General features: G+C 63.6%; 18 protein-coding genes. 13 read left to right on the top strand and 5 right to left on the bottom strand.

What is annotated here, in order from left to right:
* Nucleotides 1-97: 97 nt before the first annotated feature.
* The 4 genes from apaG (at nucleotide 98) to HA399_RS15005 (ending at nucleotide 3,131) form a co-directional block, all read left to right on the top strand.
* Nucleotides 98-478 (top strand): Co2+/Mg2+ efflux protein ApaG, encoded by a 381-nt coding sequence (gene apaG, locus HA399_RS15020; RefSeq protein WP_043334633.1) that lies wholly within the window; start codon nucleotides 98-100, stop codon nucleotides 476-478.
* A gap of 71 nt (nucleotides 479-549) precedes the next feature.
* Nucleotides 550-1,389 (top strand): symmetrical bis(5'-nucleosyl)-tetraphosphatase, encoded by an 840-nt coding sequence (locus tag HA399_RS15015; protein ID WP_404325408.1) that lies wholly within the window; start codon nucleotides 550-552, stop codon nucleotides 1,387-1,389.
* A 79-nt stretch (nucleotides 1,390-1,468) separates the two neighbouring features.
* Entirely contained in the window at nucleotides 1,469-1,795 is a 327-nt protein-coding gene (glpE, locus tag HA399_RS15010) for a thiosulfate sulfurtransferase GlpE (RefSeq protein WP_404325407.1), read from the top strand.
* A 91-nt stretch (nucleotides 1,796-1,886) separates the two neighbouring features.
* The gene (locus HA399_RS15005) at nucleotides 1,887-3,131 is read left to right on the top strand and encodes a polynucleotide adenylyltransferase (protein ID WP_404325406.1); all 1,245 of its coding nucleotides are present in this window, start codon (nucleotides 1,887-1,889) and stop codon (nucleotides 3,129-3,131) included.
* A 183-nt stretch (nucleotides 3,132-3,314) separates the two neighbouring features.
* Here the strand turns inward: HA399_RS15005 and HA399_RS15000 are convergent, their stop codons facing one another.
* The gene (locus tag HA399_RS15000) at nucleotides 3,315-3,935 is read right to left on the bottom strand and encodes a glycerol-3-phosphate acyltransferase (protein WP_082388932.1); all 621 of its coding nucleotides are present in this window, start codon (nucleotides 3,933-3,935) and stop codon (nucleotides 3,315-3,317) included.
* Between the two features lie 161 nt (nucleotides 3,936-4,096).
* Between HA399_RS15000 and folB the strand changes: the two genes are divergently transcribed.
* Entirely contained in the window at nucleotides 4,097-4,474 is a 378-nt protein-coding gene (gene folB / locus HA399_RS14995; RefSeq protein ID WP_043334640.1) for a dihydroneopterin aldolase, read from the top strand.
* Nucleotides 4,471-5,010 carry a 2-amino-4-hydroxy-6-hydroxymethyldihydropteridine diphosphokinase gene (folK, locus tag HA399_RS14990; protein ID WP_043334642.1) on the top strand — a complete coding sequence of 180 codons (540 nt, stop codon included), beginning with the start codon at nucleotides 4,471-4,473 and terminating at the stop codon, nucleotides 5,008-5,010. The genes folB and folK overlap by 4 nt, the downstream gene beginning before the upstream one ends.
* Before the next feature lie 144 nt (nucleotides 5,011-5,154).
* Here folK and tsaD read toward each other — a convergent pair whose 3' ends face one another.
* Complete coding sequence (gene tsaD, locus HA399_RS14985) at nucleotides 5,155-6,195, bottom strand: tRNA (adenosine(37)-N6)-threonylcarbamoyltransferase complex transferase subunit TsaD (protein WP_054557225.1); 1,041 nt, start codon at nucleotides 6,193-6,195, stop codon at nucleotides 5,155-5,157.
* Between the two features lie 425 nt (nucleotides 6,196-6,620).
* Here tsaD and rpsU point away from each other — a divergent pair, with 425 nt between their 5' ends.
* The 3 genes from rpsU to rpoD all read left to right on the top strand — a co-directional run bounded on the left by rpsU (nucleotide 6,621) and on the right by rpoD (nucleotide 11,323).
* The gene (gene rpsU, locus HA399_RS14980; protein ID WP_024951433.1) at nucleotides 6,621-6,836 is read left to right on the top strand and encodes a 30S ribosomal protein S21; all 216 of its coding nucleotides are present in this window, start codon (nucleotides 6,621-6,623) and stop codon (nucleotides 6,834-6,836) included.
* Nucleotides 6,837-7,064: 228 nt separating this feature from the next.
* Nucleotides 7,065-9,158 carry a DNA primase gene (gene dnaG, locus HA399_RS14975; RefSeq protein ID WP_404325405.1) on the top strand — a complete coding sequence of 698 codons (2,094 nt, stop codon included), beginning with the start codon at nucleotides 7,065-7,067 and terminating at the stop codon, nucleotides 9,156-9,158.
* Nucleotides 9,159-9,484: 326 nt separating this feature from the next.
* Nucleotides 9,485-11,323, top strand: a complete 1,839-nt coding sequence (gene rpoD, locus HA399_RS14970; protein ID WP_043334650.1) for an RNA polymerase sigma factor RpoD — start codon at nucleotides 9,485-9,487, stop codon at nucleotides 11,321-11,323.
* A 210-nt stretch (nucleotides 11,324-11,533) separates the two neighbouring features.
* Here rpoD and HA399_RS14965 read toward each other — a convergent pair whose 3' ends face one another.
* The 3 genes from HA399_RS14965 to HA399_RS14955 form a co-directional block, all read right to left on the bottom strand.
* A complete protein-coding gene (locus HA399_RS14965; RefSeq protein ID WP_054557224.1) occupies nucleotides 11,534-11,860 on the bottom strand; it encodes a hypothetical protein in 327 nt (108 codons plus the stop codon).
* 442 nt (nucleotides 11,861-12,302) lie between these two features.
* On the bottom strand, nucleotides 12,303-13,037 hold the full coding sequence (locus HA399_RS14960; protein WP_107335965.1) for a hypothetical protein: 735 nt from the start codon (nucleotides 13,035-13,037) through the stop codon (nucleotides 12,303-12,305).
* Between the two features lie 153 nt (nucleotides 13,038-13,190).
* The gene (locus HA399_RS14955; protein ID WP_404325404.1) at nucleotides 13,191-14,201 is read right to left on the bottom strand and encodes a LysR substrate-binding domain-containing protein; all 1,011 of its coding nucleotides are present in this window, start codon (nucleotides 14,199-14,201) and stop codon (nucleotides 13,191-13,193) included.
* A 264-nt stretch (nucleotides 14,202-14,465) separates the two neighbouring features.
* Between HA399_RS14955 and HA399_RS14950 the strand changes: the two genes are divergently transcribed.
* From HA399_RS14950 to HA399_RS14935, 4 genes are all read left to right on the top strand, one after another.
* On the top strand, nucleotides 14,466-15,848 hold the full coding sequence (locus HA399_RS14950; RefSeq protein ID WP_043334655.1) for an L-serine ammonia-lyase: 1,383 nt from the start codon (nucleotides 14,466-14,468) through the stop codon (nucleotides 15,846-15,848).
* Between the two features lie 629 nt (nucleotides 15,849-16,477).
* Nucleotides 16,478-17,311 carry an ABC transporter ATP-binding protein gene (locus tag HA399_RS14945; protein WP_404325402.1) on the top strand — a complete coding sequence of 278 codons (834 nt, stop codon included), beginning with the start codon at nucleotides 16,478-16,480 and terminating at the stop codon, nucleotides 17,309-17,311.
* 8 nt (nucleotides 17,312-17,319) lie between these two features.
* A complete protein-coding gene (locus tag HA399_RS14940; RefSeq protein WP_404326994.1) occupies nucleotides 17,320-18,105 on the top strand; it encodes an ABC transporter ATP-binding protein in 786 nt (261 codons plus the stop codon).
* 246 nt (nucleotides 18,106-18,351) lie between these two features.
* Nucleotides 18,352-19,533: an ABC transporter substrate-binding protein gene (locus HA399_RS14935; protein ID WP_404326993.1), complete on the top strand. Its 1,182-nt coding sequence runs from the start codon at nucleotides 18,352-18,354 to the stop codon at nucleotides 19,531-19,533.
* The last annotated feature ends 89 nt before the right edge of the window (nucleotides 19,534-19,622 follow it).

Raw genomic sequence — 19,622 nt, 5'->3', positions numbered from 1 at the left:
GTGCCAGTGGTAGTGATGGGAATAGTGACAGTGGCGAGCGCCTCGATGCCGAGAGCGATGCCAAGGGCGACGCCCACAACGCCAGCGACCACGACGCATGAGTAGCGTGGCGGACATCCGTATCGACGCCGTACCCGAGTACTGCGCCGACGAGAGTCGTCCAAGCGAGAACCGACACGTGTTCCGCTACACCATCACCGTGCACAACGGGACGGATGAGACCGTGCAGCTGCTGGCGCGCTACTGGAAGATCACCCAGGGCAGCGGCGATGAGCAGGAAGTGCGTGGCAAGGGCGTGGTCGGCAAGCAGCCGCTGATCGCGCCCGGCGAGAGCTTTCGCTATACCTCGCGTGCCGTGCTCGACATGCCGGTCGGCGTGATGCAGGGGGCCTATACCTTCTGTGACGCGACCCATGCGCGCACCTTCGAGGTCGCCATCGCACCGTTCCGTCTCGCCGGTCCGCATCAGGTTCACTAGGGTGGCCGCGTGACGCAGCGTTTCGTATTCAAGACAGCAAGTCAGGCCGCCACGGCGGCCAGGGAGTGGGCATGACGCAGTGGGCGATTGGCGATTTGCAGGGCTGCCATCAAGAGTTCGAACTTCTGTTGCAGCGCCTCGATTTCACGCCGGGGCGCGATGTGCTGTGGCTGGCGGGAGACCTGGTCAATCGCGGGCCGGGCTCGCTGGAATGCCTGCGTATGGTCAAGTCGCTGGGCGATGATGCGCGGGTGGTGCTGGGCAACCATGACCTCCACCTGCTGGCGGTGGCCGAAGGCTTCAGCCGTCACAAGCGCTCCGATACGCTGACGCCGATTCTCGAGGCGCCGGACCGTGAGGAGCTGCTGGACTGGCTGCGTCGTCAGCCGCTGATGGTGGATGCGCTGGTCGGCAATCGCCGCACGGTGATGAGCCATGCCGGCGTGTTGCCGAGCTGGACGCTGGACCAGGCGGCCGGTTATGCCCGCGAAGCGCACGCCGTGCTGGCGGGCGACGACTATCGAGGCTTTCTCGGCGAGATGTACGGCAATACGCCGGACCGCTGGCAGGAGGATCTCCAAGGCACGCCGCGCCTGCGCTGCATCGTCAATGTCTTCACGCGCATGCGCTTTCTGTACAGTGATGGCCGACTGGATTTCGCGGCCAAGGAAGGGCTGGACAGCGCGCCGGAGGGGAGCCGTCCCTGGTTCCAGTACCCGCGTCCCGAAGGGGCCTGGGATGATTCGCCGCGCCTGCTGTTCGGTCACTGGGCTGCTCTGGAAGGCGAGACACCGGCGGCGCGTCAGGATGTCGAGGCGCTGGACACCGGCTGCGTGTGGGGCGGTGGCCTGACGGCGCTCAACCTCGAGACGGAAGAGCGCGTCTTCGAGCCGGCGCTGACCTCGCGCTGAGCGCCCTCCCGTCGCCAGTGACAGCAGGTCTGCCGTCGCTGGCGAATGCCTTTCCCCTTACTCAACAAGCGGAGTCCGCATGAGTTTCGAACATCTTGATCTCGCAACCCTCAGTGACTGGCGCCAACGCGACCCGTCACTCGTGGTACTCGATATCCGCGATCCGCTCAGCTTCACGCAGGGGCGTATCCCGGGCAGCCGTCATCTGGACAACGCCAGTGCCGGTGCCATTCTGGAAGGCACCCCGCGCGACAAGCCGCTGGTGGTGGTCTGCTATCACGGCCATTCCAGTCAGCAGGCCGCCGCCTGGCTGGCGGGGCAGGGCTTCGAGAAGGTCTATTCTCTCGATGGTGGCTTTACCCAGTACCAACTGACGCATGGCGATGACGTCGAGAGCGGTAGCTGACGCCGTCTGCACGTGACTGCCATCACTGGCCTTACTTCCTCGCTTTCCTCATTCAGCTTTGTATCTCGTGCCGCAGGGCAAGGACATTCGCATGACTCAGACGACGCCATCTTCACTGACCGATTCGCGTGACCGCCTGTTGAGCGGGCTTGAGGTCTATCGCGTGGGCGGCGCGGTGCGTGATGCGCGCCTGGCTTGGCCGTGGCACGAGTGCGACTTCGTGGTGGTGGGCGCGACGGTGGAAGACATGCAGGCGCGTGGCTTCCGACCGGTCGGACGGGACTTCCCGGTCTTCCTGCATCCGCAGACCCAGGAGGAGTACGCGCTGGCGCGTACCGAGCGCAAGTCCGGCCACGGGTATGTCGGCTTCAGCGTGCATGCCAGCCCCGATGTGACGCTGGAAGAGGACCTCATTCGTCGCGACCTGACCATCAATGCCATGGCCGAGCCGCTCGATAGCACGCCGGGGCAGGGCGAGGTGATCGACCCCTACGGTGGCCTGGCGGATCTCGAGGCGCGTGTGTTGCGTCATGTCTCGAGCGCCTTCAGCGAAGACCCGCTGCGCGTATTGCGCGTGGCACGCTTTCTGGCGCGCTATCAGGGGCTCGGCTTCACGGTCGCGGAGGAGACACGGCAGATGATGGTCGCCATGGTCGAGAGCGGCGAGGTCTCGCATCTGGTGGCCGAGCGGGTCTGGAAGGAGACCGAGAAGGCGCTGGGCGAGGCCAGTCCCGAAGCCTACTTCCAGCTGCTCGATGAGCTTGGGGCGCTGGCGGTGCTGATGCCGCCACTGACCCGCGATGCCGAGCAGCTCACAGCGGCGCTGGCGCGTCTGGACCGCCTGCCGCGTCAGCTGGTCGATGAAGCGGAGATGGTCTGCTGGCGTATGGCGCGCCTGGTGGAGCACCTGTCACGCGACGAGATCGATGCCCTGGCGCAGAACTTGCGTCTGCCCAGCGCCGTGCGTGACGCCGCCCAGCAGGCACGTCTGTGCCGGGAATTGAACGAAGACTCGCGGCGGGAAGGTGGCGTGAGCGCAGCCGATCTCAAGGCCTGGCTGGATGGTGTCGATGCCTGGCGGCGTGGCGAGCGCCAGTCGGTGCTGGTGGCTCTGCTGGCCGTCGAGGACAAGGGCCTGGCGCGGCTGGGCAATGCCGTCTGGCAGGCCGCGACGGCGGTGTCGCCGCAGTCTCTGGTCGAACAGGGCCTGAAAGGGGCGGAGATCGGGCGTGCGCTCAGTGAACAGCGCCAGCAGGCCATCGAGCAGGCGCTGAGCGAATGGCAGGCCATGCCGGAAGTGCACGCGCCTCATTGCGGCTGCGGACACAGTCACTGAGCACCTGACCGCTGCTGAGCGCCTGGTCTGTGCACCTGACCTGAGCAAATGACCCCGAAAGCCCCGGCCCTGCGCCGGGGCTTTTGCGTCTTGGTCGCAGGAAGGGGGCCTTGTGAGGCGGAGTGTGCGTGTGAGCAGAGCGTGTTTTTCATGAGTAGTGCGCTGCGTGTGAGCAAAGCATGCTTACAGGCGCGGCTCGCTGCCATCGCTCAGGCGGCGCAGATTCAGTGCATGACGAATCACGATCAGACTGGCGAAGACCAGAATCACGCCGCTCATCTGCGGCGCCAGCCACAGGCTGAACAGGGGTGCCGCCAGTCCGGCCACCAGCGAGGCGATGGCCGCCGTGCGCAGTCGCCAGGCCAGCCCGACCCACAGCGCGGCGCAGCTCAAGGCGACGCCTGGCGCCAGCATCAGCAGCACGCCAAAGGCAGCGGCCACGGCCTTGCCGCCGCGATGGCCACGGTGCCACAGCGGCAGGCTGTGGCCGATCAGCACGGCCAGCCCGATCAACCCCAGAGCCCAGGGCGGCAGCGAGAGCGCCAGCCCCAGCCAGAGTGCCGGCATGCCCTTGGCGGCATCGAAGACCAGCACCAGGGCGGCGGGCAGCGCGCCATGCAATCGCAGCACATTGGAGAAGCCCGGATTGAAGGACCCCGCCAGGCGTGGGTCGGCCAGCCCCAGTCGCTGACAGATCCACACCGCGCCCAGCACCGAACCGCTGGCATAGGCCACGGCCATCAGCAGGCTCAGCTGTTGCCAGGCGGCCAGTTGCGCGGCCCACTCGATCAGGCCCGTCAGCATGATGTCGACTCGCTGCGTGCCCGAGGTGTCGCACACAGGCAGGGAGAGAGGGGCAGGCAGCTTGGCCAAGCAGGGGCCGGGTGCAGTAGAATCAGTCGCATGATGGCGGGGCCTTGGGCGTCGTTTTTATTCGTTCATTCGACAAGCATAGAGGTAACGCCGTGGATCGTGTGCTGATCGAGGCTCTGGCCGTGGAAACCGTGATTGGTGTCTATGACTGGGAGCGTACCATTCGCCAGCGTCTGGTGATGGATCTGGAAATGGCCACGGATATTCGTGCCGCAGCTGCCGACGATGACCTGACGCACACCCTGGACTACGCCGCCATCAGCGCGCGCATCCAGACCTTCGCCGAAGAGAGCCACTTCGAGCTGGTGGAAACCTTCGCCGAGCGCTTGGCAGCCCTGCTGCGTGAAGAGTTCGGCATTCCCTGGCTGACCATGACGGTGCGCAAGCCGGGCGCCGTGCCGGAAGCCGCCGCCGTTGGCGTGCGCATCGTGCGCGGTAGCCTCGAGACCGTCTCGGATGCGCCGGCATGAGTCTGGTACTGATCTCCATCGGTAGCAATATCGAGCGCGAGCATCATGTGCGGGTCTGCCTGGATGCGCTGGAGGCGACCTTCGGCAACCTGACGCTGTCCTCCGTCTACGAGAGCGAGCCGGTGGGCTTCGTCGACGGGCGCAACTTCCTCAATCTGGTCGCGGGTTTCGAGAGTGACTGGAGCGTCGGCGAATTGCAGGCCTGGTGCAAGCAGCTCGAGCTGGCCAATGGTCGCCTCAAGAACAGCGCCAAATTCAGCCCGCGTACCCTGGATCTGGACCTGCTGACCGTCGGTACCCTGACCGGGGAGGTCGATGGCGTGATGCTGCCGCGCGATGAGGTCGATCGCAATGCCTTCGTGCTGCTGCCGCTGGCCGAGTCGTTCGGCGAAGAGCGCCACCCCGTCACCGGCGAGGATTACGCTTCGCTTTGGAAGGCGTTCGTGGCCGCCGGGCGCGCCGAACAGCAGCCGCTATGGCCGGTGGACTTCAGCTGGCGCTGCCGGATGATCTCTCGCGCCGATGCCACGGTCTGACACTGCTCTCTGATGTCTCGGTCTGACACCATCAGGCGCCACGTTGCCGGTGTCAGTGTCCGGCGGTGAGCACGACTGGCCCCTCAACGACAACGCCCTGCCGATTCTCATCGGCAGGGCGTTGTCGTCTGGCAGGACTGAGCCTCAGTCCTGCGCTGTGCTCGGGGCCGCCAGGCTGTCCAGCGGCCAACGCGGCACGGCCTTCATCGGGCCGGTGTCCTGCTCGCCGGCATTCAGGCGCTGCGCGCCCACGTAGGCGATCATCGCGCCGTTGTCGGTGCAGAAGCGGCCACGCGGGTAGTAGGCGCGAGCGTTGCGCTTGGTCAGCTCATGGCTCAGACGCTCACGCAGGCGGGTGTTGGCACTCACGCCGCCGGCGACGACCAAGCGCTTGAGGCCGGTCTGGTCCAGCGCGCGACGACACTTGATGACCAGGGTGTCGACCACGGCTTCCTCGAAGGCGCGCGCGATATCGGCGCAGTGCTGCTCATCCAGGTCATCCGCGGCCTTGGCCTTCTTGAGCGTGACCATGGTGTGGGTCTTGAGGCCGGAGAAGCTGAAATCGAGGCCCGGGCGGTCTGTCATCGGGCGCGGGAAGCGATAGCGTTTGGGGTCGCCCTGTTCGGCCAGCTTCGCGACCTGCGGGCCACCGGGGTAGGGCAGTTCCAGCATCTTGGCGGCCTTGTCGAAGGCTTCGCCGGCGGCGTCATCCACGGACTCGCCGAGCAGCTCGTATTCGCCCAGTCCGCGCACCGCGACCAGCTGGGTGTGTCCGCCGGAGACCAGCAGCGCCACGAAGGGGAATTCGGGCGCGTCGTCTTCCAGCATCGGCGCCAGCAGGTGGCCTTCCATGTGGTGGACGCCGAGCACCGGCACTCCCCATGCCTTGGCGAGCCCGTGTGCGGTGGACGCGCCGACCATCAGCGCGCCGACCAGGCCCGGGCCTGCGGTATAGGTGATGGCATCGATGTCAGCGGCCTTCAGCTGCGCTTCGTCCATCACCTGCTGGATCAGCGGCAGCAGCTTGCGAGTGTGATCACGCGACGCCAGTTCCGGCACCACGCCGCCGAACTCGGCGTGCATGGCGATCTGGCTGTAGAGGGCATCTGCAAGCAGGCCCTGGTCCGTGTCGTAGATGGCGACGCCGGTCTCGTCGCAGGAAGTCTCGATGCCGAGCACTCGCATGGCTGACTCTCAGGAAATATCAGAAGTAGAGGGCGGCACGGCCAGCGAGGCTGCCTGAGCGAGCCCGAGAGGCGTGTGTGCCGTGAATGCGCGACATTCTACTGGCTGTGAGCACGGGTGTCGCGCCAGCTGGCGTTGAGGCAGAGAGGATTTCCGGTTTCCGCGTTTGCAAAGCCGGGGGCGGGTGTCTAGAATATGGCACTCTGCAAGACTGGGTCGTGCATCCGACCACCCCGCAAAAGCTCCCCGAATCATGATTCCAGCCAGCGACGGCTACCCTCACCGGTGGTGTCGCAGGCGACTGATTGATGCTGGATCGACCTGCAGGTGGCGGTTTACCGTCGCTGGCTGGTGGCTCCTGAGGAGTGGCTGCACCGGATGTGCGTTCAAACCGAACTCATGATCTCAAGGTAGGTGAGTGTTTAATGCCTTCAGTTAAAGTACGTGACAACGAGCCGTTCGACGTCGCCCTGCGCCGTTTCAAGCGCTCCTGCGAAAAAGCCGGTGTTCTTTCCGAAGTGCGTCGTCGTGAGCACTACGAGAAGCCGACAGCTGTTCGCAAGCGTCAGCAGGCGGCCGCTGTAAAGCGCCACGCCAAGAAGGTTCAGCGTGAGCGCAAGCGTTTCGAGCGTCTCTACTGATCCGTACTTTTGGGGAGTGATATTCTGCTCTCTGGAAGGACACCAAGCGGCTGCCTCACGGTGGCCGCTTGTTTTTGTCTCTAGTGGTCCGTTTGTTCTCGAGCCGTGTGCCGTTGCCTGGCGCATGTCGCTAACTCGAGGAATGGCCTGACCCGAAGGTAGCCGCTCACTTTGCTGAGCCGACACTATCTTGCGGTCAGTCCGTTTTTCCACGACTTCTGGCGAATCATGGCTGGTCTCATCCCCCAAGGCTTCATTGACGATCTGCTGGCCCGCACCGACGTGGTCGAGGTGGTGGGTGAGCGCGTCCAGCTGAAGAAGGCCGGCAAGAGCTATGTCGGCCTCTGCCCGTTCCATCAGGAAAACTCTCCCTCGTTCAACGTCATCCCGGACAAGCAGTTCTATCACTGCTTCGGGTGCGGGGCGAGCGGCAGTGCCCTCAAGTTCCTGATGGAGTTCGATCGCCTGCCGTTCCCCGAGGCCGTGGAGCAGCTGGCCTCGCGGCTGGCGCTTGAAGTGCCGCGCGAAGGCGGCAACCAGAGTCCGCACGAGCGCCGTGAGCGCCAGCGTCGCGAGCAGGCCCGCGAAGAGGGCGTCAATCTGCTCGAGGCGGCCGCGGACTTCTATCGTCAGCGCCTGACGGAACCGGCCGCGCAGCCGGCACGTGAGTATCTGGAAGGCCGTGGTCTGTCGCGTGAGGTCATGCGTGATTTCGGCATCGGCTTCGCACCGGAAGGCTGGGAGCACCTCAAGCATCACCTGAGCAAGCTGGGTGTCAGCGAGGATGTGCAGATCGAATACGGTCTGCTGATCCATCATGAGGAAAGCGGTCGCCGCTATGACCGCTTCCGCGATCGCGTGATGTTCCCGATCCGTGACTGGAAAGGCCGCACCATCGCCTTCGGCGGTCGCGTGATGGGCGATGCCAAGCCCAAATACCTGAATTCTCCCGAGACTCCTGTCTTCCACAAGGGGCGCGAGCTCTACGGTCTGTTCGAAGCCCGTGAGGCGAATCGCAAGCTGGAACGCATGCTGATCGTCGAAGGCTACATGGACGTGGTGGCACTGGCGCAGTACGGCATTCGCAATGCCTGCGCGACCCTGGGTACCGCGACCAGTGAGGAGCACCTCAAGCGCCTCTATCGCCTGGTCGATGAGGTGGTGTTCTGCTTCGACGGCGACAAGGCCGGCCGCCAGGCGGCGCGCCGCGCGCTGGAGACCGTGCTCGAGGTCATGATCGATGGGCGTCAGGCGCGCTTCCTGTTCCTGCCGGAAGGCGAGGACCCGGATTCCCTGGTGCGTAGCGAGGGTCAGGAGGCATTCGAGAAGCGTGTCACCTGCGCCTCCGGGCTCTCCGAGTTCCTGTTCGAGCAGGCCGCGGAAGGGCGTGACCTCAAGCGCATGGAGCAGCTCGAGCGGTTCGTGACCCAGGCGCTGGAGTGGATCTCGCGCGTGCCCGAAGGGGTGCTGCGCTCGCTGCTGCTCAAGGAACTGGAGCGGCGCAGTGGTCTGGAGCGTGAGCGGCTGGATGCCATGCTGGTGGAGCGCGCCGCAGCGCGTGAAGCCCAGCAGGCACGGCTGCGTCAGCACCAGCAGCTACGTCAGCAACCGCAACAGCAGCGTTCGCAACAGCAGCAACGTCAGCCCGGCGCGACACACTCGGCACCGCGCTCAGCGTCCGCTGCCAGTCCTCAGGACGGTGCGACGCTGAGTGACGCGCAGGACGAGTGGTCGTCGCTGGAGGCGATGGCAGATGCCGGCTTCGGCGACAGCGAGCCCGATGGCTGGCAGCCGGATGACTGGCAGTCGCATGGCGAGATGCCTGCGGACCTGGGCGCTCAAGCTTCGCGCGCGACGCCGGCCAGGTCTCAGAAGCGCACCTCGGTCAGCATGCTGACGCGCCTGTTGCATCTTCTGGTGCACGAGCCGCAGCTGGTCGCCGAGCTGCCTGACTCCAATGAGTGGATCGAAGGAGCGGGCGAGCCGGCCGGCAGCGAGGATGCGCAGCTGTTGAACGATGTGGTGCGTCTCTTGAAGGCGGGGCAGTATCGTTCGCCACAGGTGCTGTTGGCGCACTTCCTCGGCACCGCACAGGGGCCGAGGCTTGAGCAGCTGGCGGCCCGCGAATTGCTGATTCCGCGTGACGTGCGCAGCGAAGAGCTGAAGGGGCTGGTGGAGCATTGCCAGCATCAGCAGGCGCGCACCACGCCGGAAGCGGAATATCAGGCCTTGCTGGCCAAGGAAAAGCGTGGCGAGAAGTTGTCGGCAGAAGAGAAGCAGCGGCTGATGGCCCTGCTGATGGAGCTGGCAACACGGCGCTGACGCAGTCTCGGTGCCAGGAAGGCCGACAATGGTGGAAATGCCGTGAGAGCTGAGGCGATGGCGCAGGAAAATACGCCCCATGGCCTTGAAAGACGCACTCATGCCCACTATTTAATGAGGTAGCTCCCGATGCGGACTGCCGCAACGTAACCGATAACGCTAACACACCTGGATGGTCCGGCAAATACGCCGCTGGCAGCATCTCCTGATGGCACGCTATACTGGTGCGCTTGATGCTCTCTTCGTCCCTATACCGGCGCCATGCTCACTCGCTGAGCCGCGTCGCGTCCAGGTGCTTCATTCTTCTTCGTCGAGATAGGGGTTCTATGGCTGGTAATGCGCAGCAGCAGTCGCGTCTCAAGGAGTTGATCGCGCGCGGCAAGGAACAGGGTTACCTGACCTATGCCGAGGTCAACGATCACCTGCCCGAGGATATCGCTGATCCCGAACAGGTGGAAGACATCATCAGCATGATCAACGATATGGGCATCAAGGTCGCGGAAGAAGCGCCCGATGCCGATACCTTGATGATGTCTGATTCCTCCACTGACGAGTCTGCCGCCGAAGAGGCCGTTGCCGCCCTCGCCGCGGTGGAAAGCGATGTGGGACGCACCACCGACCCCGTCCGCATGTACATGCGTGAGATGGGCACCGTGGAACTCCTGACCCGCGAAGGCGAAATCAAGATCGCCAAGCGGATCGAGGAGGGCACGCGTGAGGTGATGTCGTCGCTGGCATTCTTGCCGGGGGCAGTCGACTCCATCCTGGAAGCCTACGACGGCACTCTGGGCGAAGACGGCGGACGTCTGTCCGATCTCTTCTCCGGTTTCATCGACCCTGACGAAGGCGTGCCGGGTGTCGCCGAAGTCGAAGTCGAGGAAGTCGAAGAGATTCCCGAGGGCGAAGAGTCCGAAGGCGACGAAGACGAAGACGACGATTCCGCCTCTGAAGGTGGCCCGGACCCCGAGCTGGCCCGCGTCCGCTTCGAGCAGATCCGTGAGCAGAATGAGGCGACCAAGGCCGCCATCGAGAAGTACGGTTCCGGCTCTGCCGAGGCGAAAGCCGAACAGGACCGTCTTGCCGAGCTGTTCTCGCCGATCAAGCTGGTGCCCAAGCACTTCGAGCGTCTGGTCGGTCAGGTTCGCGTGTCCGTCGAGCAGGTGCGCGAGCAGGAAAAGGTCATCCTGCAGATCTTCGTCAAGCGCGGCAAGGTGCCTCGCAAGAGCTTCATCAAGGCCTTCCCGGGCCACGAGTCCGACATGGACTGGTTCGACAGCTTCATCGGTGGCAGCAAGAAGTACGCCGACAAGCTCGAGCCGTTCCGTGCCGACGTGCTGCGTGCCCAGCGCAAGATCGCCTTCGAGCAGGACATGGTCCAGCTGCCGGTCAGCGAGCTGAAGGAAGTGAACCGTCGCCTGTCGATCGGTGAAGCCAAGGCGCGTCGTGCCAAGAAGGAAATGGTCGAGGCCAACCTGCGTCTGGTCATCTCCATCGCCAAGAAGTACACCAACCGTGGTCTGCAGTTCCTGGATCTCATCCAGGAAGGCAACATCGGTCTGATGAAGGCCGTGGACAAGTTCGAGTACCGTCGTGGTTACAAGTTCTCGACCTACGCCACCTGGTGGATCCGTCAGGCGATCACTCGCTCCATCGCGGACCAGGCGCGCACCATCCGTATTCCGGTGCACATGATCGAGACCATCAACAAGCTGAACCGTGTCTCGCGTCAGATGCTGCAGGAAATGGGTCGCGAGCCGACGCCGGAAGAGCTGGGCGAGCGTCTCGAGATGCCGGAAGACAAGGTGCGTCGCGTGCTCAAGATCGCCAAGGAGCCCATCTCCATGGAGACGCCGATCGGTGACGATGATGATTCGCACCTGGGTGACTTCATCGAGGACGGCACCATGGTCTCGCCGATCGACTCCGCCACCGGCGAAGGTCTGATCGAAGCGACCCGCGGTATCCTGTCCGGCCTGACCGCACGTGAAGCCAAGGTGCTGCGCATGCGCTTCGGTATCGATATGAACACCGACCATACCCTCGAGGAAGTCGGTAAGCAGTTCGATGTCACCCGTGAGCGTATCCGTCAGATCGAAGCGAAAGCGCTGCGCAAGCTGCGTCACCCGTCACGCTCCGAGTCACTGCGTTCCTTCATGGAAGAGTGATCTGAAGCGCTCGGGGCCACACCTAAACTGCTGGCCCCGCTGACAAGACAACGCCCGCCCCCATGCGAATGGGAGGCGGGCGTTGTCGTTTGTGGGCTTTACGTTGCGGGTCTTTCTCTACGGGCTGTGTCGCCTTCAGGCTTTTCTTTACGGACCTTGCCACCTTCGAACTGCGTCGTTAAAGGTCTGCGTGATGTGCCCTGGGGGCTATCAGGCGCCGTGGCGCAACTGGTGAGACGAAGGCGTTGCCGCCACGCTGAAGACGACACGGCCCTTGATGCATTGACGGGAGACCGGCCCCATCTGCTCGCTGCTCAAGCCGTCGGGGTGCTCGCCGCGTAGCCACAGGCGGCCGTTGTCATCGATGCGATGCAGGCGCTTGACCAGCTGGCCGAGCCTGGGATGTTCCACCACGACGGTGGCGCCGGGCGTCAATCGCCAGCGACTGGGCCAGCGCATGCTGATGATGAGGCTGTGCTGCGGGAGACTGGGGGCAAGACTATGACCGTGCAAGCGGTAGCTACTGAACCAGCGCATGTGAGGCTCCTTGAGAATGAGGGCATGACACGGTCAAGATCCTGTCGGTGCTTTCCTGTGGCAGTGGCGATAGTTGAATTGTATCCACTGCTTAGTAAAATATAATCATTCTCATTTGATGTCCAGCCGTTTCCTGTCAGCGCCTCGCGCAATGGCTATCGAGAGACGGCTGCCTAGCGCAGCCTGTCGAGAGAAGGCTGTCGAGCAGAGACTGTCGAGCAGAGACTGTTGAGCAAAGACTGTTGAGAGTAGAAACGAAAAAAAGCCGCGGCTCAGGTGAGCAGCGGCTTTTGGGAGAGTCACGGGTCTGTCTGTCTCTTGTGCTTCACGCTGTGCTTCATGTCATGTCACGTCACTTCGCGTTGTTTCATGGGGCAGGGCGAAGTGACGGCCATGCGACAGGTCATGCGCGCAGCTCGGCAAGAGGGTTTTGCTGCCGGGCTCAGTCGTTGGCGTTGAGCTCACGCAGCAGGGCGCGGCGCTGGCGGCCCATGCGGATCGCCAGCAGCACGATCTCGATCACGGCGATGGCCATCAGGGTGTAGCCGAACAGTTCGGTGACTTCCTCGGCGGCATTCTTGACCGAACGCAGGTAGGAGTCCCCCATCAGGGTTTCCCAGAATTCCGAGCGGCCGTAGAGGCGTGAGAAGACGTAGGTCGCCAGGAAGCCGGCGCCGAACAGGCCGAACGCGAAGCTGCGTCCGAAGTGCTCGAACTCGGCGATGAAGCGACTGCGGTTGCGCCATACGCCGATGATGACCGGGATCGCGACCACGCTGACCAGGAACTGCCAGCTGCCATCGCCGATCATGCCGTCGAGCAGGGCGTCCTGTTCGCGGATCAGGGACGCCGCGAACAGGCCGAACAGCAGCAGGCTGATGGTGCGCAGGTCCGGCAGGCGTGAATGCACCAGCCACATGGTGGCTGCGCTCAACGCCAGCAGAGTGCTCTGCATGTGTTCTGTCCAGCTGGCTTCGCTGAAGCCGACATCACCGAAGTGGTGGGCATCATGCATGACCAGCGACATCATCGCGGCCACCAGCGGCGCATAGATGGCCAGGCGTAGGCAGGCTTGCATGAAGAGCGAAGTGGGCTTGCGCCCATACAGCGGCTGTTCGGCGCTGATGGGGAGCGGAACAGCGTTATGGTGCTGGGTATGCGAAGTCAGGCGAGACAAGGGACTCTCCGGACAGTCCATGGACTGCCAGTCAGGGTGAGGGTGTTGTTTGCCTGCTCATTATAACGATGCAAAGGTGCTCAGTTAATATTCTGGTAAGAAAACTGTGAGATTCCATTTCAGCATCGATGTTGCGCCGAGCGGAAATGTTCGTCAGCTCTGACGTAACCGATCCCGCTCGGCTTCCTCGACGATCCAGTCATGCACGGCCTGGATGCGGCCATCATCCAGGGTGCCGTGGGGATGGACGATGACGTAGCGCTTGCCGGTCAGTACCCGCTGCGCGAAGGGCGCAATCAGCGTGCCGCGCGACAGCTCGTCGGTGATCAGCGTGCGTCTTGCCATCGCGACTCCCATGCCGGCGATGGCAGCCTCCATCGACAGGTGGTTGCGGTTGAAGGTATAGCCACGCTGAACGTTGATCTCGGGCGCGCCGATGCTGGCCAGATAGAATTCCCACTCGGCGTGATCGTGGCTGCCGCGCCAGGCGGTGATGTCGTGCAGCAGCGGATACCAGGCGAGGTCCTCTGCGCTGCGCAGCGGCGGGCGGCCGCGCATCAGGCCGGGATGGCAGACGGGGAAGATCTCCTCTTCCATCAGGTCGGTGACCTGCATGCCCGGGTAGTGGCCGTCGTTGAGGTCGACTGCCAGCTCGAAATCACCCTCGCGCAGCGGTGAGTCACTGTCCTCGGCGCGCACGTGCAGCTCGATATCCGGAAAGCGTGCCTGCAGACGCGGTAGCCGGGGCGCTAGCCATTTGGAGAGAAATGACGGCACCGAACGCAACCTGAGCACACCGCTCATCAAGCCGCTGCGCAGCCGTTTGACCTCCAGCCCCACTGCGCTATAGGACTGCTCCACGACACGCGCCAGTCGCGCGCCTTCCCCTGTCAGCTCGAGTCCACGTGAACGACGCAGAAACAGCTTGAAGCCCAGCCGCTCCTCCAGCTGCTTGATCTGCTGACTCACCGCGCCCGTGGTGACGTGCAGTTCTTCCGCCGCACGCGTGAAGGAGCCATGACGCGCGGCGCAGGCGAAGACCTGCAGCCAGGCATGGGTCTGACCATTCAGGTGGCGCAGGCTCGGTGTGGTGGCGGGCGTGCCGGTCGCCGTCGGCGGCGCGGCGGGGCCAGTACCAGGCGTGTTGTCGCGGGAAGGCGTCATGGGCGGGTCTCATGCAAGCGCTGGAGGCAGATAGAGAAGGAGAAGCCGCGATGGCCAGATGAAGATGGCGGTGATAGCTAAAGGCATCAGGGCACAAGGTGGCGCGAAGAGCATAGTTTACGCCGTTTTTGATGCATAGGGTTTAGTCAGGCTAAACCCACGACCAATTTTTATGGTTTGTCGCGTCCCGTCCCCATCCATCATCATTGCCTCATCCACTGGCAGGCGCTCAGGCGCGGCGAGTTTCCGAGATGAGGTGTTGTCATGTCCATCAGTGTATTTGATCTCTTCAAGGTCGGTGTCGGCCCCTCCAGCTCGCACACCGTCGGCCCGATGCGTGCTGCCGCGCAGTTCGTCGAGACCCTGCGCTCGCGCGACCAGCTGGAGCGTGTGGCGCGCATCGAGGTGCAATTGCATGGTTCGCTGTCTGCCACCGGCGTAGGCCATGGCACCGACAAGGCGACCATTCTCGGCCTGATGGGCGAGCTGCCGGAAACGATCGACCCTGCCATCATCGACCCCTGCATCGAAGAGCTGCTGGAGTCCCAGACACTGCTGCTCGACAACCGCATCGCGGTGCCCTTCGTGTGGGTACGTGACATGCAGTGGCACGATGCGCCGCTGCCGTATCACCCCAATGCCATGCGTCTGATCGCCTACGGCCATCGCGATGAGCTGTACCGCAATGTCTATTACTCGGTGGGCGGCGGTTTCGTGGTCGACGAAGTCGAGGCCGCGCGTGACCCGCTGCTGGAAGACGAAAGCCTGCGTCTGCCGTATGAATTCAACACCGCCAATGAACTGCTGGCGCTGTGTCGCATGCACAAGATGCGCATCAGCGAGCTGATGATGGCCAACGAATGTGCGCTGCGCAGTGAGACCCAGGTGCGGCGTGGGCTATGGCGTATCTGGGAAGTGATGAACGAGTGCATCGACAACGGCCTGACGCACGAAGGCGTGCTGCCCGGCGGTCTCAACGTCAAGCGTCGTGCCAAGCGTCTGCATGCACGCCTGCTGGATGTGGAATCCAGCAAGTCGATCATCACCTCGACCTTCTCGGCGATGGACTGGGTCAACCTGTTCGCGCTGGCGGTCAATGAAGAGAACGCGGCCGGCGGTCGCATGGTGACGGCGCCGACCAATGGCGCGGCCGGCATCATTCCGGCGGTGCTCAGCTATTACATGAAATTCCAGGAAGATGCTCGCGAGGAGGACGTGGTCGATTTCCTGCTCACGGCAGCCTCGGTGGGCATCCTGTGCAAGAAGAACGCTTCCATCTCCGGCGCGGAAGTCGGCTGTCAGGGCGAGGTGGGCTCCGCCTGCGCCATGGCGGCCGCCGGGCTTGCCGAGCTGATGGGCGCGACGCCGGAGCAGGTCGAGAACGCGGCGGAAATCGGTCTCGAGCACAACCTGGGGCTGACCTGTGACCCGATCGGGGGCCTGGTGCAGATTCCCTGCATCGAGCGCAATGCGATCGCCTCGGTCAAGGCGATCAATGCCGCCCAGATGGCGATGTGTGGCGATGGCGATCACTTCGTCTCGCTGGACAAGGCGATCCGCACCATGCGCGACACCGGCCGTGACATGCAGGACAAGTATAAGGAGACCTCCAAGGGCGGTCTCGCGGTCAACGCCATCGAATGCTGATACGACCGCTAGCCACTGGCAGGTTCCGTGACCTGGACTGGATTGAGTCTGCGTGAATTGACCCCGCGCTATGTGAATCTTTGTGATGTGAGCCTGAGTCGAACTGCCATGACTTTCCGCCGGAGGCCTGCCGCCTCCGGCCAAACCCGTTGTCTCTTGTCAGGTACATGATCTCCGGCCAGAGGTCATGATCTCGGCAACCCTCGTTGACGCCTCTTCGGCGCGGTATTCCGCGACGGACAGGCGTCTTTTTTATGGCGGAAATAGCGCTCATCTCGACTGTTCGGCTCGGTTTGGTAGGGGGATCTGTCAGCCTAGAGATGTTTCGGGAGGGCTGCGTTGTAAAGAAGTCGCTGATATATCGGCTATTGGTCGAGTGAGCGCGCTTGCCGCTGGCAGCGCGCCTCTCGCTGTTCTAGTTTACGTTAACGTCAGTTGCGCCGTTCGCAACGATGATGCGTATCGTGGACCTGTCAGTGGCGTCTGTTGATGGCGCCTGTGAATAGCGCCTGTTGATGCTGCGTATCGATGGCGAGCCGCGATGTTGCGGGCATCCACGCTGACGAACAGCCCTCATGTCTCTTGGAAGACACAGACCACCGGCTTGCCGGTCAGGACGGAGTACTGACATGCCATCACCGCCCATTCAGGGGCCGCGTGCCAGCGGGGGCGCATCAGCGACAGCCCCGATTCTCGAGACGCGTGGCTTGAGCAAGGATTTTCGGGGTTTCACGGCCGTCGATGACGTCAATCTCCAGGTGCAGGAAGGGCATATCCATGCCCTCATCGGCCCCAATGGCGCCGGCAAGACGACAGTCTTCAATCTGCTGACGCGCTTTCTGCCGGCCACTCGCGGCGAGATTCTCTATCGCGGCAAATCCATCACTCGCATGAAGTCGCATGAGATCGCGCGCCTGGGGTTGGTGCGCTCCTTCCAGATATCGGCGGTGTTTTCCCAGATGACGGTGCTCGAGAACGTGCGGGTCGCCCTGCAACGCCCCCAGGGCACCTCGTTTCATTTCTGGAAGCCGGAACGCAGCCTCGACAGCCTGAACGAGCAGGCGCTGCATCTGCTGGAGCAGGTAGGGCTGCGCGATGACGCCCACCGTGTGACCGCCAGTCTGCCCTATGGCCGCAAGCGGGCGCTGGAGCTGGCGACCACGCTGGCGCTTGAGCCCACGGTGATGCTGCTGGACGAGCCGACCCAGGGCATGGGCGCCGAGGATGTGGACCGCGTGGTCGAGCTGATTCGTGTCGCGGCGCGGGGCCGTACGGTGCTGATGGTCGAGCACAATCTGAGCGTGGTCAGCCGTCTATGCGATCGCATCAGCGTGCTGGCGCGCGGGCGGGTGCTGGCGGAAGGCGATTACGCCAGCGTCTCGGCCAACCCCGAGGTGCGTGAAGCGTATCTGGGCAGTGAAGTGCCCGAGTCCACGGCGGATGAGCACAAGGAGGTTTCATGACTGTAGTTATGGAGCAGGCGACGGACAGGCAAGCCTCGGCGGCCAACTCGCCAATGGGGGAAGAGCAGCTCTGCCTGCGCGAGCTGAACGCCTGGTATGGCGAGTCCCATGTGCTGCATGGCGTCAACATGACGGTACGGCGCGGCGAGCTGGTGACCTTGTTGGGGCGCAACGGGGCTGGTCGCAGCAGTACGCTGCGCGCGATCATGAACATGGTCGGCCGGCGCAGCGGCGAGATCCTCATCAAGGGGCAGGACAGCATGGGGCTGGCACCGCATCGCATCGCCCATCTCGGTGTCGGCTTCTGCCCCGAGGAGCGCGGCATCTTCGCCAGCCTGAGCGTCGAGGAGAACCTGCTGCTGCCACCGCTGGTCAGGAGCACGGGGCATGATCAGAGCCATAGCCAGGGCCAGAGCCAGAGCATGTCGCTGGATGAGCTTTATGCGCTGTTCCCCAATCTGCATGAGCGGCGCACCAGTCAGGGCACGCGCCTCTCCGGTGGCGAGCAGCAGATGCTGGCGCTGGCGCGCATCCTGCGCACCGGGGCGGACCTGCTGCTGCTGGATGAGATCACCGAGGGTCTGGCGCCGGTCATCAATCAGAAGCTGGCCGAAGTGCTGATGATGCTGAAGGCGCGCGGCATGACCATCGTGCTGGTGGAGCAGAACTTCCGCTTTGCCGCACCGCTGGCCGACCGTCATTACCTGATGGAGCACGGCACCATTCTGGAAGAGATCAGCGCGGACGAGTTACCGGCCCGCCACGAATATCTGCACAAGGTACTGGGGGTCTGAGCTCCCGCTCGGGCTGAGCTGCACAGGGCTGGCCGCTATGCACGGCCTTTGCACTCGCCAATCTGAAGTCCGTACGTCTCATCACAACAATCACAATATTGCCGGGCAATCCGGTCTGGAGATGTCATGCACGCCACTGCTTCATCCAACGCCACCGTTTCATCCAACGCCACCCCTGTCGCGTCACCGTTGTCACGCTGCATCACGGCGGCCACACGCCGGCGCCTGTTGCCGCTGTCCGCGCTCATGATGGGGTCACTACTGTCGGCGGGAATCGCGCAGGCCGATATCAGCGATGGCGTGATCAAGATCGGCTATCTGGCCGACATGTCGGGCACCTATCGTGACCTGGCAGGCCCGGGCGGTCTCGATGCGCTCAAGATGGCCGTCGAGGACTTCGGCGGCAGCGTCAACGGCATGCCGATCGAGGTATTGAGTGCCGATGACCGCAACAGCGCCGATGTCGGTGCCAATACGGTGCGCGGCTGGATCGATCAGCAGAATGTCGACATGGTCGCCGGGCTGGTGGCCTCATCGGTGAGCATCGCGGTGACGCGGATTCTCGCCGAACAGGACACGCTGGGTATCGTTTCCGGCTCGGCGGCTTCCAGCATCACCAATGAGCATTGCACGCCCAATCATGTCCACTGGGTGTATGACACCTATCCGCTGGCGCACGGCACGGCCAAGGCGATCGTCGATGAAGGCGGCGACAGCTGGTTCCTTTTGACCGCGGATTACGCCTTCGGTCATGCCCTGGAAGGCGATGTGGAAAAGGTGGTGAGCGAGAACGGCGGCACCATCGTCGGCAAGGTGCGCCATCCGTTCCCGACCAGTGATTTCTCCTCCTACATCCTGCAGGCGCAGGGCTCCGGGGCCAAGATCGTCGGGCTGGCCAATGCCGGGTCGGACACCGTCAATGCGCTGACCACGGCGAGCCAGTTCGGTGTGGTACAGGCCGGGCAGTCGCTGGCGGGGCTGCTGATCTTCCTCAATGACGTGCATGCCCTGGGGCTTGAGGTGGCGCAGGGTCTGCAGCTCACCACCGGCTGGTACTGGGACCTCAATGACGAGACACGCGCCTGGTCCCAGCGCTATCACGAGCGCAATGAGCGCATGCCGACCATGGTGCAGGCCGGCATCTACTCCAGCACCCTGCATTACCTGAATGCGGTCGCGGCCACCGGCAGCGATGACACCGCCACCGTGCGCGCCAAGATGGGCGCGACGCCGGTCAACGACATGTTCGCCAACAACGGCACCATCCGTGCCGATGGGCGCATGGTGCACGACATGTATCTGGTCAAGGTCAAGGCGCCCTCCGAATCCCAAGGCGAGTGGGATGTCTATGACGTGATCCGCACCATTCCCGGCGCTGAAGCCTACCGACCGCTGGCGGACAGCCAGTGCGAGCTGGTCAAGGGCTGAAGCCGAACGTCAGTCGAGTCGCTGAGGCGTATGGCATGGCGCTGCCGGTCGGGTGATCGGCAGCGCCGAGCGGCTGACGCGAATGGGCG

It is taken from the genome of Cobetia sp. UIB-001, assembly GCF_044789135.1.
GTDB lineage: Bacteria > Pseudomonadota > Gammaproteobacteria > Pseudomonadales > Halomonadaceae > Cobetia > Cobetia amphilecti.
The sequence above is the reverse complement of the archived record's forward strand: the minus strand, read 5'-3'. Positions and strand labels throughout refer to the sequence as shown.